The sequence below is a fragment of the Anaerotruncus massiliensis (ex Togo et al. 2026) genome (genome assembly GCF_900199635.1).
GTDB classification, from domain to species: Bacteria; Bacillota; Clostridia; order Oscillospirales; family Ruminococcaceae; genus Anaerotruncus; species Anaerotruncus massiliensis.
The window spans coordinates 301,117-316,527 of sequence record NZ_LT962687.1 but is presented as its reverse complement, the minus strand read 5'-3'; the positions used below and the strand labels follow the sequence as shown (position 1 = coordinate 316,527).

Annotated in this window: 17 protein-coding genes and 2 pseudogenes; 1 reads left to right on the top strand and 18 read right to left on the bottom strand. The window is 56.4% G+C overall.

Translation table 11 applies throughout. The features are described from left to right. Positions 1 to 87 precede the first annotated feature (87 nt). The 17 genes and pseudogenes from C1A13_RS02065 to C1A13_RS01980 form a co-directional block, all read right to left on the bottom strand. Positions 88 to 855 carry a DUF4366 domain-containing protein gene (locus C1A13_RS02065; RefSeq protein ID WP_071429830.1) on the bottom strand — a complete coding sequence of 256 codons (768 nt, stop codon included), beginning with the start codon at positions 853 to 855 and terminating at the stop codon, positions 88 to 90. Further along, complete coding sequence (locus C1A13_RS02060) at positions 845 to 1,099, bottom strand: DUF4315 family protein (protein ID WP_071429828.1); 255 nt, start codon at positions 1,097 to 1,099, stop codon at positions 845 to 847. The genes C1A13_RS02065 and C1A13_RS02060 overlap by 11 nt, the downstream gene beginning before the upstream one ends. Before the next feature lie 6 nt (positions 1,100 to 1,105). Beyond that, complete coding sequence (locus C1A13_RS02055; RefSeq protein WP_437177254.1) at positions 1,106 to 1,783, bottom strand: phosphoadenosine phosphosulfate reductase; 678 nt, start codon at positions 1,781 to 1,783, stop codon at positions 1,106 to 1,108. Between the two features lie 64 nt (positions 1,784 to 1,847). Further along, positions 1,848 to 3,581 (bottom strand): C40 family peptidase, encoded by a 1,734-nt coding sequence (locus C1A13_RS02050; protein ID WP_071429824.1) that lies wholly within the window; start codon positions 3,579 to 3,581, stop codon positions 1,848 to 1,850. Then, on the bottom strand, positions 3,574 to 3,957 hold the full coding sequence (locus C1A13_RS02045; protein ID WP_437177256.1) for a DUF3851 family protein: 384 nt from the start codon (positions 3,955 to 3,957) through the stop codon (positions 3,574 to 3,576). Before C1A13_RS02045 ends, C1A13_RS02050 begins: the two co-directional genes overlap by 8 nt. Continuing rightward, entirely contained in the window at positions 3,957 to 4,316 is a 360-nt protein-coding gene (locus tag C1A13_RS02040) for a conjugal transfer protein TraE (RefSeq protein WP_418428023.1), read from the bottom strand. The genes C1A13_RS02045 and C1A13_RS02040 overlap by 1 nt, the downstream gene beginning before the upstream one ends. 267 nt (positions 4,317 to 4,583) lie before the next feature. Beyond that, positions 4,584 to 6,737: pseudogene (locus C1A13_RS02035) on the bottom strand (VirB4-like conjugal transfer ATPase, CD1110 family); the annotation flags it as partial. Next, positions 6,679 to 7,083 (bottom strand): PrgI family protein, encoded by a 405-nt coding sequence (locus C1A13_RS02030; protein WP_087291318.1) that lies wholly within the window; start codon positions 7,081 to 7,083, stop codon positions 6,679 to 6,681. The gene C1A13_RS02030 and the pseudogene C1A13_RS02035, both read right to left, overlap by 59 nt. Before the next feature lie 22 nt (positions 7,084 to 7,105). Then, positions 7,106 to 7,975: a VirB6/TrbL-like conjugal transfer protein, CD1112 family gene (locus tag C1A13_RS02025; protein WP_087291320.1), complete on the bottom strand. Its 870-nt coding sequence runs from the start codon at positions 7,973 to 7,975 to the stop codon at positions 7,106 to 7,108. A 76-nt stretch (positions 7,976 to 8,051) separates the two neighbouring features. Further along, positions 8,052 to 8,150: pseudogene (locus tag C1A13_RS15225) on the bottom strand (Maff2 family mobile element protein); the annotation flags it as partial. Positions 8,151 to 8,236: 86 nt separating this feature from the next. Further along, complete coding sequence (locus C1A13_RS02015; RefSeq protein WP_074754402.1) at positions 8,237 to 9,856, bottom strand: recombinase family protein; 1,620 nt, start codon at positions 9,854 to 9,856, stop codon at positions 8,237 to 8,239. Positions 9,857 to 9,967: 111 nt separating this feature from the next. Further along, positions 9,968 to 10,156 carry a transposon-encoded TnpW family protein gene (locus tag C1A13_RS02010; RefSeq protein WP_020995296.1) on the bottom strand — a complete coding sequence of 63 codons (189 nt, stop codon included), beginning with the start codon at positions 10,154 to 10,156 and terminating at the stop codon, positions 9,968 to 9,970. Between the two features lie 14 nt (positions 10,157 to 10,170). Next, positions 10,171 to 11,013 (bottom strand): ATP-binding protein, encoded by an 843-nt coding sequence (locus C1A13_RS02005; RefSeq protein ID WP_074754404.1) that lies wholly within the window; start codon positions 11,011 to 11,013, stop codon positions 10,171 to 10,173. After that, positions 11,010 to 11,762, bottom strand: coding sequence for a phage replisome organizer N-terminal domain-containing protein (locus tag C1A13_RS02000; RefSeq protein WP_074754406.1), 753 nt, complete (start codon positions 11,760 to 11,762; stop codon positions 11,010 to 11,012). Before C1A13_RS02000 ends, C1A13_RS02005 begins: the two co-directional genes overlap by 4 nt. A gap of 112 nt (positions 11,763 to 11,874) precedes the next feature. Beyond that, positions 11,875 to 12,261, bottom strand: a complete 387-nt coding sequence (locus C1A13_RS01990) for a cysteine-rich VLP domain-containing protein (protein ID WP_004452819.1) — start codon at positions 12,259 to 12,261, stop codon at positions 11,875 to 11,877. Next, the gene (locus C1A13_RS01985; RefSeq protein ID WP_075704893.1) at positions 12,251 to 13,876 is read right to left on the bottom strand and encodes a relaxase/mobilization nuclease domain-containing protein; all 1,626 of its coding nucleotides are present in this window, start codon (positions 13,874 to 13,876) and stop codon (positions 12,251 to 12,253) included. The genes C1A13_RS01990 and C1A13_RS01985 overlap by 11 nt, the downstream gene beginning before the upstream one ends. Then, entirely contained in the window at positions 13,848 to 14,246 is a 399-nt protein-coding gene (locus tag C1A13_RS01980) for a plasmid mobilization protein (protein ID WP_002584975.1), read from the bottom strand. Before C1A13_RS01980 ends, C1A13_RS01985 begins: the two co-directional genes overlap by 29 nt. A 337-nt stretch (positions 14,247 to 14,583) precedes the next feature. On the opposite strand from C1A13_RS01980, the gene C1A13_RS14785 reads away from it, so the two are divergent. Further along, a complete protein-coding gene (locus C1A13_RS14785; protein WP_158024444.1) occupies positions 14,584 to 14,814 on the top strand; it encodes a hypothetical protein in 231 nt (76 codons plus the stop codon). Positions 14,815 to 14,858: 44 nt separating this feature from the next. On the opposite strand, the gene C1A13_RS01975 is transcribed toward C1A13_RS14785, so the two are convergent. Then, the gene (locus C1A13_RS01975; RefSeq protein WP_075704894.1) at positions 14,859 to 15,338 is read right to left on the bottom strand and encodes an MGMT family protein; all 480 of its coding nucleotides are present in this window, start codon (positions 15,336 to 15,338) and stop codon (positions 14,859 to 14,861) included. Between the last annotated feature and the right edge of the window lie 73 nt (positions 15,339 to 15,411).

Below are 15,411 nucleotides of genomic sequence, written 5' to 3'. Positions count from 1 at the left end.
GAGATAAAGAGGGAGGACGGGAAACTGCCTTCCCGCCCTCCGGCCTGCGCATCATCATGGGTTCAAAGGGGCTGTCGGTGAACCGGGTCATTTGACCGGGTTCTCGCTTTCTTCATCGCCGCCCCCGTCGGCTTCCTCCGGCTCGGTCTCCCAGGTCTCATCCTCCGGGAGTTCTTCATCTGCGCCATAATCGTAATCATCTAAGTTATCGCTGCCCTTGGTCTTGGGCTTCTGCTTGATGAATTTGAAGTAGACCAGCGCACCGATGCCACCCAGCGCGGCCAGCACCACCAGCAAAAACGCCGGATTCAGCCCCGCCGGTTCGGTTTCCGGCTCAGCCTCCGTCTCCGGGGTGGGCGTAGGTTCCGGCTCCTGACCCGTGCATCCAGCCATATCCACGGCGCAGACCGGACAAGCCGTATTCACTGCGCCCGCCGCACACTTCTCCGTACAGTTGCAGACGGCAGGGGTTTCCTCTGTGGTCTGGCCGTCCTCCATCAGTGCCTCCAGATCGGCCTCATCCACCTGGTTTAAGAAGTGGACGGCGGTCTCCTTGTCCTCGTTGGCACGGTCAATGAGGATGTAGAAGTAGTTGCCCGCCTTGGTGGTGACTGTGATGAGCTGCTTGTTGCCGCCAAAGTCATCCACCAGGGCGGCGTTGCCCTCCGGGGTCAGCGGCGGGCTGTCCTCGGTTTCCTCCACCACCACATTGCTGTCATTGGTGGCATCAGCTTCCGGTGTGGCCGTCGGCGCGGGGTCCGTGCCTTGGGCAAAGGCGGTCACAGAAAAGCCGCCCATCAGCACCAGAGAGGTGCAAAGGGCGGCAAGGGTTCTGAAAATCTTCTTATTCTTCATGGGTCATGTCCTCCTGTTCGGAATTGGCGGGAATCGCTTCCTGGCCGGGCACCATTCCGCCAGCCAGCAGGGCGTTCAACTGGGCCGGGGTCATGCGCAGGGCGCGCACCATCTGGACAATCTCCAGATTTTCCGCTTCAGTTTTCTGCGCTTCCAGGGCCTTCAGCTTTTCCTGCTGCTCCGCGATTTTCTCGCGGGTTTTGGCGATCTCCTGGTCGATGCGCTCGATTTTGTTCTTAGCCATAGTCAATCACTCCATTCCATATCGCTCTTTCCAAGCGTAGTTGCGCCCCAATCCCTTGACGGTCTTGAGATGGGGCATTGCGTTTTCCTCAATGGCAAGCGCCCGACGGTACAGGTCGGGGTGTTGCCGTTTCAGGGCTTCTACTTCGTCCCGCTTCATGCTGGGGCAGAAAAAGCAGGACGATTTACCGGGCAGAGGCAGACCAGCCTCCTGGATTGCCCGGATACAATCGTCCCGCGTCCAGTGCCAGTCCTCAATCAGCGGATAGCGGTTCTTATACTTTTTGTCCGCTTCATTGTACTTTTTGGAATGTTCGTACCGTTTCTGCTCCCCGGCGTCGTAGCCAATGAACCGCGTGACCCGTTCGCCCGCCTGCCACACGGCGCGGCATTGCGGATGGTGGTTGCAGAACTTTTCCTGCGGGCCGATTTTGTGCTTCTGCGAGCACCGCTTGAAGCCGTAGGCGATGGAGGGCAGCGTCCCCGAACGCAGGCACTCCGTTTCCAGGGTTAGCCGGTTGCCACTGCGGTCTACATTCTTCACCACCGTAATGTGTGGCATCCTGTGTTCTTGCAGCCACCGGTTCATGATTTCCAGAAAGCGGTAGGTATGTGGATGCTCCGCCCCGGTGTCCGCAAAGGTGATGAGGTCAACGGGAATCTCATGCTGATGAAGCCCAACCAAAAGGGCGGCACTGTTCGTGCCGCCCCCAAAAGATACAATATTCAGTTTTATACCTCCGAAAAAATCACCAGTTCATCAGGCCGTAGCCCTTGATGCACTCATAAGTCAGCGAGTAGCTTTTAATCTTGCAGGCGTCGCCGCTGTTGCCCTCCACGGTGTAGACGCGGCTGCCGTCGGTGCCCACCACGATGCCCACATGGTCGGCGGACCCGTCCAAATCCCAGTCAAAGAAGATGGCGTCGCCGGGAGCGATGTTTTCATATCCCCGCGCACCCCACTGACCGTGCGACTGGAACCAGGGGACGCCCTGGGACTGACAGGCGGCAAAGCGAGGTTCGGATAACCCCATCTGGCCGTAACACCAGGAGACGAAGCAGGCGCACCACTCCACACGGGAGGTAAATCCGTACCAGCTCCAGTAGGGCTGGCCGCCCACATTGCCCACCTGGCTTTTGGCGATGTCCACCACCGCCTGATTGCCGGGCCGTGTTCCGTTCACAAACTCCACACCGGCCAAGCTCTCGGAGTCGCTGGTGTCGACGGAACCACCGCCGAAGATCAGCGGCTTGTTGCCCAGCGTCTGCCGGTACACCTGATACATCTCCAGCTGATCCGGCGTCAACAACTCCGAAGCCACAGAGGATATGGGCTTGCTGGTGAGGGTCACATTTAAGATGTAGTAGTTATAGGGCACCTCAACGTCATACTCGTTGCCCTCACTGTCGGTCCGGGTCTCGGTGCGGTAGCGCACCTCCACTTCCTCGGTCAGCGTCAGCCGGTACTGGGCATTGAAGATGCGTTCCAGCTCCGCCTGGGCGCTTGCTCGCGTGTAGCCCTGCAAGACGGCAGACAGGTAGGCCGCCAGCTCGTGGGGGTCGTGGCCGATCATATCCAGGTCATAGCGGTACTCGTCATAGCCGGGATGGCTGCTCTCGATGTTGTCGATCTCGGCTTGCAGCGCGGCCTCCTTGGCTGCATAGTCCGCCTCCACCGCCACCAGTTCCGGGTCATCCGAAGGGTAGGTGGTGCCGGAAATCATCGAACCGATGCTCTGCGCCATCATGGAGCAGGAGGACATAGTGTTGAGCAGCAGGCAGATCAGCAGGAAAATCGCCAGCACCATGATGAAGCCTTTCTTGTGCTGCATCACATAGGCACCGGCCTGCTGGGCCTTTTCTTTGACCGTTTTGGCCGCCTTGCCGGATTTCTGGGCGGCACCAGCGGCGGTCCCGCCGGACTGTGCGGCCCGTTTGGCAGCGGCGTACTGCTTTTTGATCTGCTGCTTCTGCTGCCACCGGGACAGCGGGTTACTCGCAGCCTGGGGATTGTCCTGCAACGACTTCTGGTACAGTGCATTGATGTTGGCCTTTTCCAGCTGTCGCTCGGCCTGGGCGGCCTTGCGGTAGGGTTTCAGCTTGTGGCTGCGGTAGCCCTCCTGGACCAGATGCACGCCAGTCTCCACGGCTTCCTCGGACTTGTGGGCGCTCTCCACGCCCACGTTGTCATCCTCGGACTCCTGAATCTCCTGGTGAATCTTGCCTGCCACTGCATTGCCCGGCGCATCCCGCAGAGAATGGGACAGCTTGGAGGGCGGCCGGGGCTTATCCTCCAACACCAGCTTGGTTGTGACCTTGCCGGTCTTGGGGTCCACCTCGGTCCGTTTGACCTGCTTTTTTGGAATTTTTGCCTGCGCCTTGTCCGCTTTGGCGGCGGCCTTTTCCGCCTTGCGGACGGGCTTTCCCAATGCCGGGTCCGCCTGTTCTTCCTCCGTGAAGCGCAGGCGCGGTTCCTTAATCAAACCATTCTCCCAGCATGAGGGAGGCCATCATGCCGGAAAGCTCCGCATAGGCCGCCAGCCCCATCGGCCCCACAAAGCGGCACTCGGTCAGGCAGGCGTAAAGCTGGGCCAGCGCATCCGCCAGAATCTGGACTTCGGTGCCTTCCAGCACGGCCCCGCCGGTCTGGCCCCGCTGGACTTTGGCGGCGCACAAAATCTCCACCAAGCGCAGCAGGCCGATCTCGCCGGTCTCGGTCAACTCCACCGCCTGGTCTGCCGCCGTGCGGCACTCGGCAACCGCGTCGGCCATCGCCGTCAGCAGTGCGGTGCGCTGGGTCTCCAACGCCCGATCCAAAAACATCATGTGGTCATTGTTCAAAATTTCGGGTTTCATAATCAATCGGCCTCCTTTATTTCCTGTGGTTTTGTGGTCATAATGCGGTACAGCTCGGTGTTTTTCGGGAAGTGGTCCACGAAAGGCAAAATCGTGGAACCGTAGAACAGCAGCCCTTCGCCCTCGCCGGAATGGGTCACATAGGACAGCTGGTGCGGGGAAATGCCCAGCTGTTTGGCGAGAATCTGTCGGTCACCGCCCGCCTGGTTGAGCATATACACGAAGTCGGAGTTCTCGAAGATGTTCTCTACCTCGCGGGACGCAAGAAGATCCTTCACGTTCTGAGTAATCTGATTGTGATTAGCGAATGGCTTTTTATCCATTCCTCTGGAGCTTTCGCCCATTTTCAGCGGCGTGTCCATTCACGCCCAGCATAGCATATCTTTTTGCCACGGGTTTCCCCGTATCGGCTGGCAACGCGGCCTCGTGGAAACATTATATTCTCCTAATAATGGAGGTTCAGTTTCTATGCGTTGCGTGTGACCGGCTTTTTGTGTCCGGCCTTCCACTCGGATCAGGGCGCTGCCCCCTTCCCGATTTCTTCCGCGTTCATACTCCTGGCCTACACGCCGATTTCGGCCAGGACGGCAAAATTTGTTCCGCAAGCGTTTCCCGGAACAAATTCATTTACCTGTAGGGATTCCTCCCCATTTACGAAAACGCTTCCAGATCTCTACCGTATAAGCGGCGGTCTGTTCCTCTTTTAAGAGCAGGTGCATCTCGTCGATGTAGTAGCGGGTGGACTTGTGGGCCGCCCGGTTGATGGTGACACGGTTCCACACCTGATCCTGGACAACCAACATCCCGATTTTCTTCAGCTGTTTGCCCAGCTCTTTGATGTCATAGCAGACGATGCGGTTATGCACATTGACGTTGGACCTGTGATTGAACACATTCAAAGAACCAGTGACGTAGATTTCCAGTGCCGTGGCGATGTACTGGGCCTCCTTCTCGTCCTGAGCGCGCAGCAGGTCATACAAATCCTCCAGAATCGGCATATTCTCCGGCCTGGGGTCGTTGAGATAGTTCTGGTAGACCAGCCGCACACAGCGGTCGATGATGGTTTTCTGCACCGGCTGCAAACCTTCCTTACCGCCCACAATCAGCTCGCACAGCGACAAAATAAAATCGGACTTGAGGGACAGCGGGCTTTCATCGTCCGAATAGTCCAGGTTCAAGTCCATCGGGTTGATATAGTTGGTGGAAGTGGGCGAAACCTTAATGACCTGCCCGTGCAGACGTTCCACCAGCGGGGCGTACTCGGCCTCCGGGTCACAGATGATGACATCATCGCTGGTGAGCAGGAAACAGTTGGCAATCTCGCGCTTGGCCGAAAAACTTTTGCCGGAACCGGGCGTGCCCAGAATCAGGCCGTTGGGGTTCTTCAGCAGCTTGCGATCCACCATGATGAGGTTGTTGGAAAGAGCATTGATGCCGTAATACAGCGCCTCGCGGCCTGACTGGAACAGCTCCTGGGTGGTGAACGGCACGAAGATGGCCGTGGAACTGGTAGTCAGCCCACGCTGAATTTCCACCTGGTTCAGCCCCAACGGCAGGCTGCTCATCAAGCCTTCCTCTTGCTGGAAGTCCAGCCGCACCAGCTGGCAGTTGTGCTTCTGGGCGATGGAGCTGGCCTGGAAGATGTTGTTGTCCAGCTGGCGGGGGGTATCCGCTGTGTTCAGCACCAGAAACGTCACCAGGAACATCCGCTCATTGCGGGATTGCAGGTCCTGCAACAGCTTCTTGGCCTCGTTGCCGTAAGTTGCCAGATCGGACGGGATTATATCCATGTCATATCCGGCGCGGACAGCCTTTTTCTGTTCCTCGATTTTGCTGCGGTCCAGGTCGGTGATTTTCCGTTTCACCGTCTTGATGGCCTTCACCTGGTCCACCGACTGGATGTGCAGGTTCACGATTAGGCTGCTTTCCATGTCCAGGAAGTCCGCCAGCATCCGGTCATTCAGCTCCGGGGCCAGAATCTGCACGAAGCTGACCGCCCCATACTTCCTGCCCATGCGGAACTGCTTGCCGGTACGGAACTCAAAGCCGGACGGCGCGATGAAGTCCTTGGTGGAAAGGCCCGACGGGGCCAGCCATTCCCACTCGAACTGGAACGGAACCTGCTCGTCCATGTGGAAAATGGCGTGCAGCTGGGCCAGCCTGGCTTTGCCGTCCAATACCTCGGCGGCGACGCCCAGCCGCTTGAAGTTGTTCAGCACATCGGTCTCGATGCGCTCCAGCCGGGGCTTGGCGGTGCGGATACTGTCCGCCTCGATGGAAAAGGTCAGGTACTTGGTTTTGATAAGACCGTTATTGCCACGCGCCAGCTGGTTTTGCAGCATCTGTGTGTATTCCACCCGGATCGGGTCGAAGTCGTCCCCCTGGGGCGGGATCGTGATGCTGTTGGCAAAAGTCTCCTGGGACGCTGCCAGGTTCAAGAAGGACAGCTGAAACCGGATGGAGCTGTCAAAGTAGTTGAGGAAATCGCACCAGCCCTCGAAGATGGCAGCTTTGTCCTCGTTCTGGCTGAGCTGGTAGTTGATGTCCTGGAACTGGATGGTTTTCGTATAGCGGCCATCCGCCACTTTACAGATACCGTCCGGCCACATCCGTTCATAGGGGATGCTGTCCTGGGCGGACTGCTCTTTTTTGTCCGTGCGGTTGGCACGGGCAATCGCTGCCTCGATCTGTTTGCGTTCGGCGCGGGTCAGCTTACGCCGGGTTTTAGTCTGCGGCTCTGCCTTTTCGGCCTGCCGCTTTGTCTTTGCCGCGAACAATGTCATACACCTCCTTATCGAGATTTGCCTGCCGCTCCAACGCGGCGTAGAAGTTATTGGTCCGATACGGGCGCTGCCTGGGCCGGATGACAGCCACTTTGAGGATGTTGCCGACGATCTTTTCCAGGGGCTGGCCGTGCTTCTCATACATCGCCAGCATGAAGAAGGGCAGCATGACGAGCATCATGCACATGGCCGCCACGCTGTTGCCAGCAGGCCCCCGGAGCAAAAAGAAAAGCGGCACGCCGATGAGCGCCCCGCTGCCGAAGCAGACAAGCTGCCTCTTGGTTAAGTTGAATGCGACTTTCGTCTTGACCTTGGACAAGTCTTTGGGTACGGGTACATAAGCCATTTTGAGCTTCCTCCTTCCTGGGTCAGTGCGCCTGAAATACTGCTTTGGACAGGCTGCCGGTCTTAAACAGAGTAAAGCACAGCAGAACCGTATAGCCCACGCAGGTCCAGATCGCCATGATAACGTCGTCCTCGGTGGCGATGTTCTGCACCAGCACGGCGTAGATCGCCACACAAACGATAATGAGGAACGCCTGAAAGCCCAGGGCCAGCAGGCTGCGCAGATAGTTCTGGCCCATGCCGCCCCATTCCTTGCCCATCATGGTCGCCATCGGGATGGGGGCCACCGACGTGACAAGGTAAATCTCAATCATACGGCCATAAATGACGATAAAAATGCAGATATACAGCGCCCACATAGTAATGCCGATAAAGAGCGACTGGAACCACAGGCCGAACAGCGGCCCCAGGTCCATATCCATCAGCCGGGACTCCATATCGGTCATAACCGAGGAGATGTCGATAGATGCGTCCGAACCGATGATGCCGGACGCCTGGGCCACCACACTTTGGGCCATGTCAAACACGCCCATGACAAGGTTCCAGGTGTTGGTGACAAGCAAAATCGCAGCGGCGGATTTGAACACCCATTTGAAGATCATCCAGGTGTCCACATCATGCAGGTTGTTGCGGTCGGTTATCATCTGGATCAGCTCCAGCGTCATCACGATGGCCAGGATCACGCCTGCAATCGGCACCATGATGGAGTTGGAGAGGTTCTGGATCATGCTGAAAATGCTGCCGTTCCACCCCTGCGGGGTCTGACCCACCTGGGTAGCGATGTCCGCGACCTGCTGGTTCACGCTGTCGAACATCCCCGTTAAGTTTCCCATGATGCCGCCCACCAGCATCTCTTTGAGCCAGTTGGTCAGGGCATCCAATAAGAAATCCATACGGTGTCAAACCTCCTTTCAGCCCCTCCCGCTGAGCGCGGGAGGGGGCGAGGATTTCAGCGGGTAACGGGTTCGATTAGACAGTGAACAGGCCGGACAGCAGGGGCACCAGCACCATGCCGACGATAGCGACGCCCGCGCCCGCCATGAGCTGTTTCATGCCCTGGCTCTTTGCTGATGTGCGATAAAGAAGTAATAGAAGTGTAAAAAATTTTGCCGTTCCTATCCGGCACTTGGCCATTGTGTCGGATAGGTCGGGCGTTAGGCTTCGGGCAAGTCAATTTTGCCGACAAAGCTGTAATAAATCTCAATGTCCTGCCTGCGGGTGCCGTTCTCGTCATAGCTGCACTCATGCACGACGATTTTCTCAATCATTTCCCGCAAGAGGGTGGGTGTCAATTCCTCAAAGGCAAGGTGCTTGCGGACAATCCCCATGAATTTCTCGGCGTTAACGGTGGCCGCCTGCGACTTGTCCAGTTCCGCCTGCAATGCGGCGGTGCGGTCTTTCAGTTCCCGCTGCTCCTGCTCATAGTCTGCCGACAGTTCCATGAAACGCTCGTCGCTGATTTTGCCGTTCACATTGTCCTCATACAGCCGCTTGATAATGCGGCTCACTTCGGCAATCCGCTCCTGCGCCTGTTCAAGCTGCTTGGTGGCTGCGGCGGTCTTTCTCTTGCCGCCGATTTCGTTCTGCTGGATCAGCAGCTTTACAAAACGGCTCTCGTGCCTGGCAGCATACTCCGTCACTTGCCGGAGATTGGAGAGGACACCGGCGGTCAGCAGGTCGGTGCGGATAAAGTGCGCCGTACAGTCGCGGGTGCGCTTCTTGTAGCTGCCGCAGATGTAACAGTCCTGCTTGCGGTTCTTGTTCTGATACCGCTGCTGGTACATCACATGGCCGCAGTCGGCGCAGAACAGCATACCAGAGAACAGCCCCACTTCGTCATAGCGGTTCGGGCGTTTGCGCTGCTTGCGTAACTCCTGCACACGCTCCCATGTTTCCGTGTCAATAATCGGCTCATGGTGGTTCTCAAAAATGGCCTGCTTCTCAATGGGATTTTCTACGCTGTGCTTGGTCTTGTAAGAGGGCTTTTCCGTCTTGAAGTTTACCAGACAGCCGGTGTACTCCCGGTTTTCGAGGATATGAACGACGGTGTTCGTCGCCCATTTACACTCATAGCCGGGGTGGTAGCGGCGTGTGCTGCCTGTCCTGCGGTATTCCAGCGTCCCCGGCGTGGGGATTTGCTGTTCCGTCAGCATACGGGCAATCTTGGTCGGGCCGTTCCCCGCAAGGCAAAGCTGGTAAATCTGCTGGACAACCGGCGCGGTTTCCTCGTCAACGATATAGTTCTCGTCCTCGTCCATGAGGTAGCCATACACCGGCTTGCTGGTAACGGGCTTGCCGCTCATGCCTTTTGCTCTTTTAACTGCCTTGATTTTCTTGCTCGTATCTCTCACCAGCCATTCGTTGAACAGATTTCGCAGAGGGGTAAAATCATTGTCCATGCCGCCGTTTGCGCTGTCCACATTGTCGTTGACAGCGATAAAACGCACGCCCTTTTGAGGGAACAGCATTTCCGTGTAAAACCCTACCTGCAAGTAGTTTCGCCCTAACCGGCTCATGTCCTTGACAATGACCGTACCAACTTTCCCGGCTTCAATGTCCGCAAGCATGGCTTGAAATCCGGGCCGCTGGAAGTTCGCGCCGGAATAACCGTCGTCGGTGTACCAGCGCAGATTGGTAAAGCCGTTCTGTTTTGCGTAGGTTTCGAGTATCCTTTTTTGGTTCGATATGGAATTACTCTCGCCTTGCAGCTCGTCCTCATGGGACAATCTCGGATAAAGGGCGGTAATGAGGTTTTGGGTGGCTTGTCTTAACATAAAATCCTCCGTTTCCGACAGCCAGCCCCACTATTCCGTGGTTTCATTGTACCACGGAACAGCGGGGGCTGTACAGCGGCAAAAGCGTTAAATTTGCTTCTTTACAGTCGGTCAAATTGCCGGTTTTTGCGTAGCAGCGGCTTCCGCTTCCAGTACCCGCGCCATTTTGTCGGCGGCGGTGGTCGTGGTATCTTTCTTGAAATAGCCGGACACGACAAGGACGGAATTGCCCATGCGGATTTCCGTCACGCAGTCGGGGCGGCGGGCGGTGCGGGTGTCGTGCTGCTTGTTATCTGCCATAGGCAATACTCCTTTCAGTCGGTAATCAGTTTCTTCATGCTCTCCATTTTCCGCTTGGCGGTTTCCTGCCGGAAGTTGTCGCCGGTAAAGCGTACCGGGACGCACATGGAAAGCAGCCGGTCATAAATCCGGGAATGGGCGGTGTCCTCCGGGTTTCGCAGGTCGTCCAGCGTGAGGTTGGTCGTGACGATCAGCGGCTTGCCGCTGCGGTAACGGCTGTCAATCACATTGAAAACCTGTTCCAGCCCGTAGTCGGTGCCGCGTTCCATGCCAAAGTCGTCAAGGATCAGCAGCGGATAGCGGCAAAGGCGGGAAATGTACTCGTTGCGCCCCTCAAAGCTGGCGGCAAGGTCATTGAGGATCAGGGCAAAGTTCGTCATGTGGACGGGGATTTCTTTCTCCATGAGGGCGTTTGCGATACAGCCCGCAAGGTAGCTTTTCCCGGTTCCTACGCCGCCCCAGAACAGGCAGCCGATATTGTCTGTCCGCATATCCTCCCAATGCTCCACATACCGGCGGGCAAGCCCGGCCTGCGGGTTCCTGCCGTTGTCATTCTCGAAAGTCCAGTCCCGCATGGCGGGGTCGGTAAAGCCCCGGCGTTTCAGTTCTTCCACGGTGTCAAGGTGCCTGCGCCGCTTTTCGGCGGCTTCCCGTTCCTCGCGGGCGGTTTTCTGGCAGTCGCACTCTGCCGGGTGGCGGTCGCGCCCGAAGATAGCGGCCTTATCCGGCGCAAAATAGGCTTCTTTCGGCTTGCGGCACTTGCCGCAGTACAGCAAACCGTCCTCGCCGGTGTAGTCCTCCGGCTCCGGGGTGGTGGCCGTCATATTCTCCAAAACAGCGTTGATTTCGTTCTTCATAAACTCTCGCCCTCCTTGCATGAGTAGTCTGGTATGCCCTTTTTCGGGGCTTTCTTAGTTGCGTCCTCCTGCGCCCATTTGTAGATGGTGGCGGCATGGCTCTTGTATCGCTTGCCGCTGGACGCGATATGGCAGGATAGCCGGTCAATGTAATAGTCCCATTTGCCGGGCAGGTCTGCTTTCAGCCCGTCCAGTTCCGATTGCGAAAGAAAAACATTTTCATACCGGCCATAGGCGGCGCGGGCGGGTTGTCCCGTATCTAACTCTCGCTCTCTCTCTTTTTCTATCTCTTTCTCTATCTCTATCTCTGGTGGACAAATGTCCGCTTGATATGGTGGACATTTGTCCGCCCCGGCCTTTGGCAAGGCTTTCTGCTCCTGCAAAGCCAGCCTTGCCCGCCGTTTTCGCTCCCCCTCGGTAGAGGATTGGCCGATCAGTAGTTCAATGTTGCTCATATACAGTGCGCCGTTCTGTAACGGCTCCACAAGCCCCAGCTTCATAAAAATCTGCAAGGCCCGTTCTACGGTGCCGACTTGCTGACGGGTAATGGTGGCAATCATCTGCGCGGTGTAGGGGATATTTTCATCAAGCTGCAACTTCCCGCCGTTTTTCAGCGATTTCAGGTACAGTTTCAAGAGGATGTTGGAATAGAGGATACCGTCCTGCATACTTTCCAGCAGCACAATGGCGTCCTCGTCAAAGTAATTCTCTTTCAGCTTGAGGTAGTAGTATTTTCGGTTGTCTGACATGGTTCCTCCTTTGGGTGGATTTGGGGTGTTTGTACGCATTTAGAACGCCGTTTCCGGGGGAAAAGGATAAATGTATCGCGTACCCTTTGACACCCACGAAAAAAGCCTTGATTTATGCGGGTTTGAAAGGCTCTAAAGCGTGACATCTCTGCCTTTGTTTCCGCTTTCTCTCGGCGGCGCGGATTTTCTTCATGCGCCCGGCGCAGTCGGGGCAGTATTTCCCCCGGTTGGATTTGGGGACAAAGGCCGCTCCGCAGACGGCACACCGTTTCCGGCTCCCCCGGTATAAGAGGGCTGCGGACAGCTCCCCGTCAAGGGGCAGGACAGCCACACGGAACCAGCGGCACATGAGGGAAAGGGAAATGCTCTGGACGCACACGCAAGGCTCCCCGTCGTCTAACAGCAGGCAGTTCCCCTCGTCGTAGTTACAGCACTCATGTACCAGCCGCCGCGCCCGCCGGTGCTGGCGGTAGTCCATGCGGGGCAGGTTATCGCTCATGGCTCTGCTCCTTTCTGCGGTGCGGCTCGTCCCGGCGCAAAATCTGGTTGATATTCCGCTTGACGGTCTGCAACTCCTTGAACCGCTGCTTCTGTTCGTGATAGGTGTTATACAGGCCGTCTTTCTCGGAGATAAGCTGCTCGATCTCGGCCTGCAACGCTTTCCGGGCGGGCAGCTTGGTAATGCCATGCGCCTTGAAATACCGGGGGGCTGCGTCGGCTATGATAAAATCGCTCTCATGGGCCTGCCGGTATGCGGCGCGGGCTTTCTCGGATTTCTGCGCTTTCAACCCGTCGCGGGCGGGCTTGGTCTGGGCGTAGGCCAACACCTGCCGCTGCAACTCCTTTTTCCCTTGCAGCTTGGTTTCCAGTGCTTTCAGTTCGCCGCTGGTCTGGCGCATTTCCGCATAGGCGGTATCAACGGCGGCTTCTAACTGCTCCGGGGAAGTAAAGCCGTACTGCTGGTAGACGGACAGCGTTTTGGCGGCCTGCTTCAGATTGTGTATCTTCGCCCAGCGTTCATAGCCCCGGCCTTTGCCCTCGGCCATTTTCTGCTCAATGTCCACAAGCCGCTGCACTCCGTCCTGTTTGGGGGCGGTTTGAGGGGCTTTTGCGGGCTGTATGCCGCGTTTCTCCTGCCAGGGGTATTCAGGTATGGCTGCGGCCTTTTCTATGGCTCTGGCGGCATTCTGCTCCAAAACGGCAAGGACGGCGGTGCGGTCAAAATCGTCGCCCAGCTTCCGGGCGGTGATGGGCTTTGTCCTGTCCGGCGTGAGATAGGACAGCCGCCCCCGGCTCTCCTTGACGGTCACACCCTCCCGCAGCAGCAGAGAGGAAAACTCGTCAAAGCTGGCGGCGGTGGCAAGGGCTTTCCGTATGGTCTGCCGCAGCTTTTCCTTGTTCGTTTCAAACTTGGTCTGCCGGGGCGTGATACCATCGGCAATCATGGGGGCGTTCTGCTTGTCCAGCGCGGCTTGTCCCTTTTTCTGCGCCCAATACTCCCGGTCGGTGATGCGGTTCTTGCTGCCGTTCAAGAGGTCGATTTGGTAAAGCCCCTCCCGGTGGCACATCTCCATGACTTCGGATTTGAAGTAGCGCAGGGCAGCGTCGGTACATCGGTGCTTGCAGCCGGCTTTCGTGTCGGCTGGCCTGTCCATGTAGGGCAGGAACGGCACTTCCTCAATCCGCAGGCTGTTTATGACGATATGCACATGAATGTTGCCGCTGTGGTTATGCCCGTCCGGGTGGGTGCAGACAAGGGCTTGGTGGCCGGGGAAATGTTCTTTACAGAATTGCTCCCCCAACGCCTGCGCCCGGTCTACGGTCAGGCCGTTGTCCGGCCCGTCCCGCGGGTCAAAGCTGATGATGTAGTGGTGGCTTTTCACATCTTCCCGCCGCTGGTTTTTCTCATAGCGGAGATTGGCCCGCATACACGCAACGGCAAAATCCTCCCCGCCGCAGTTCAGCGTAGACAGCCGGTAGTCCTCGCGGGGGATAAGCCTGCCGGTTTCATCAAGGACGGGCTTCATGGTAAATTCGTCATGCTCAAAGAGCAGGTATTGTTCGGCGGCTCCGTAGTCGGCGTTTTTAGAGTTGATATGTTTGAGTGTTGCCAACCGCGTCACCTACTTTCTTTAAGACTTCATACTTGAGGGCGGCAAGGTCGGCTATGGCGGCGCGTACCTCGCCGGACAACGCATGATAGGGCGCGCCGTACTCGTTCAGATACCGGGCAATCTGGTTGAGGTTGCCGCCGATCCTGCCGTACTCGGCTGCGAGCTTCCCGACAGCGGAGAGCAGTTCGTCATTGACCGACGACACATGGAGTACGGGGCGTATGGTGGTACGCCGGATCGCCTGCCGGAGAAATTCCGACTGGCTGATACCATAGGGCGCAAGCCGCGCTGTGAAGTCGGCGTATTCATCTTCGGTCAGCCGGGTTTTCACAACGCGGCTGCGGTGGGGTGTGTTGTATTTTTTTCGCATGGTCGTGACCTCCTTTCTTGCCGCATGAGCGCGGCGGGGATAAGCGGCGCAAGCCGCATAGCAGGGTTTGGGGAAGGCACTCCCCAACAAGTTTCCCGCGAGGGGCAAAACCGCAGAATTGCGGATTTTGGCACCGTGGTAGAAACTTGCTCTAAGTAAGCCGCAGACTGGCCCTGTCCGGGCTTTTCCGTACATAGAGCGAACAGGGCGGGGCTTTCAGCCCGCTGTTCGCTGCCTTTTTTCTTTCGCCAATATTACTCCGCAGAGGGGCTTTGCTACCCGCTGGACAGAGATTTTTCAAAATTTCTTTTGCCTTAGTAATCCGGGAACGGGGATTTTGGCAACCGGCGGGACAGAAAAATTTTGCTTTCACTTCCTACAACGGAGAGATTTTGAAAATGCCAAATATCCGGGCGGGAAAATTTCTCCCCTCATTTACTACTACAACCGGCAGGGGGCAAAATGGCCGGGAGCCAGAACGGGCAACAAAAAAAGCAGCAAATCTTTTTCAGACTTACTGCTTTCGCTGGTCGCCGGTGGCGGCTGGTATTCAGTTTTGAAAGTTTAGGGCTGGCTGGTATGACGATAACGCGTTTAGCAAATAAAAACTTCTCATCTCAAATCAAAAAGAATACTTTCATAGTCCTTTACAAAATACTTTATATTTGTGCGTCCTTTCTGAATAATTGTGTGGCCTTCCGCTTCCAACTTTTCCTTTTGTGCCTCTACACCGCCGGGATATTTTGCGTTCAATTCCCCGTTTGCCTTTAAGGTTCGCCAATACGGGGTTTCATCTTCAGAACGCTGGTAACTCGCCCATGCTGCAATAGATACAAAAATCCCGGCTGTAATAGGCTCTGTGAAATCCGCTCCATTCAGTTTAGCAAAATATTCACGGATTTTTCCGACAGTGATTACTTTGCCATAAGGAATTAGTTTCATCACTTTATCATATTCGATTGGTGGGGCAAAATACATTCTGCTTCCGCCATATTTCTCAATGCTTTTCTGGTCGGTAATAATCTGAAATTTAGGCATATCCTTGCTATCATGTAGCATGGCATTAAAATCTTTTTTATCTTCATTCGCCATCTCTCAACACCTCCTGCCTTAATTATAGTGGAGCAGATTATTCCATGCAATGAGACGGTTTGAAAATCAGCTT